We start from the raw sequence: 1695 nt of genomic DNA on the forward strand, positions 1-1695 counted from the left end.
TCCAGTTTCAGCACGTCTTGCCAGACGGTTGCGATTTGCTGTTCCAGCGCGCTTTGCGGCGCCACGTATTCGTGCTGTACCTGGCTTGCGTCCGGCTGCGGCAGGGCCTTGCGGTCGAGCTTGCCGTTGGCGGTCAGTGGCCATTCATTCAGGAACAGCAGGTGCGTCGGTACCATGTAGTCCGGCAGGTCCGCTTTCAACTGCGCCTTGAGGGCGCCTGCATCCTCGGCGCCTTGCGCCGGGATCACGTAAGCCACCAATTGCTGGCCGTTCAGCCCTTCCTGGGCCAACACCACGGCTTCGCGCACCGCCGCCAGGGCGTTCAGGCGCGCTTCAATTTCACCCAGTTCGATACGGAAGCCACGGATTTTCACCTGATGGTCAATCCGGCCGATGTACTCGATCACCCCGTCGCTGCGGTATTGCGCCAGGTCACCGGTGCGGTACAACCGCACACCGCTTTCGCCGAACGGGTCGGGAATAAAACGCAGTGCCGTCAGGTCGCCACGCTTCAGGTAGCCCCGGGCCAGGCCGGCGCGGCCAACATACAGTTCACCGATGCAGCCTTTGGCCACCGGGTTCAGTTCACCGTCGAGCAGGTACCACGACAGGTCGGCTATCGGTTCGCCAATCGGACTGCTGGCGTCCAGCTCGAGATCAGCCACCGACAGCGGACGGTAGGTGACGTGCACCGTGGTTTCGGTGATGCCGTACATGTTGATCAGCTGTGGCGCGCTGTCGCCAAACCGTTCGAACCATGGGCGCAGGCTCTTGACGTCCAGCGCCTCGCCGCCGAATACCACGTAGCGCAGGGCATTGGCCCGTGAGTCGGCACAAGCCACGTGCATCAACTGTTTGAACGCCGACGGCGTCTGGTTGAGCACCGTGACGCCCGCGTCGCACAACAGGTCGAGGAATTCCTGGGGCGAGCGGCTGACGTCGTACGGCACGATCAGCAGCTCGCCACCGTGCAGCAGTGCGCCGAAAATTTCCCAGACCGAGAAGTCGAAAGCATAGGAGTGAAACAGGCTCCAGACGTCCTGCGGGCCGAAACCGAACCACGGTTCAGTGGCCGCGAACAGACGCAGGATGTTGTGGTGCGCAAGCAAGGTGCCTTTGGGGTTGCCGGTGGAACCGGAGGTGTAGATCACGTAGGCGAGGTTCGAAGGATCCACGACGACTTGCGGGTCGCTGTCGGCAAAGGCGCTGACGTCGGTATCCAGCAGCAGGGTTTTCACGCCGTCAGGCACCGGCAATTGACCGGCCAGCGACGCCTGGGCCAGCAGCAGCTGGATGCCGCTGTCTTGCATCATGTAGGCCAGGCGGTCCTGCGGGTAGGTTGGGTCGAGCGGCACATAGGCGCCGCCGGCCTTGAGGATCGCCAGCAGCCCGACGATCATCTCGATACCCCGCTCCGCGGCCAGGCCCACCAGCACGTCCGGCCCCACGCCGTGAGCGATCAACTGATGCGCACGGCGGTTGGCCTGGGCATTCAGTTCGGCGTAGGTCAGGGTCTGGCCGTTGCAACGCAGGGCCACGGCGTCAGGCCGTTGACGGGCCTGCTCGGCGATCAGTTGATGGGCGCAGGTGTCGCTTGGGAAGCTGCGCGGGCCGGGGTTCCACTGGGCGATGTTGTGCTGTTGCTCGGTCGCGTCCAGCAGCGGCAATTCCCCGATGCGCCGTTGCGGATCGGCG

General features: G+C 64.2%; 1 protein-coding gene. It reads right to left on the bottom strand.

What is annotated here, in order from left to right; genetic code table 11:
* Positions 1-1695 (bottom strand): amino acid adenylation domain-containing protein (locus HX807_RS25500; protein WP_177051476.1); only part of this gene is annotated, 1695 nt, incomplete at both ends.

This window comes from Pseudomonas sp. D8002, assembly GCF_013385695.1.
In the GTDB taxonomy this organism is placed as follows: domain Bacteria; phylum Pseudomonadota; class Gammaproteobacteria; order Pseudomonadales; family Pseudomonadaceae; genus Aquipseudomonas.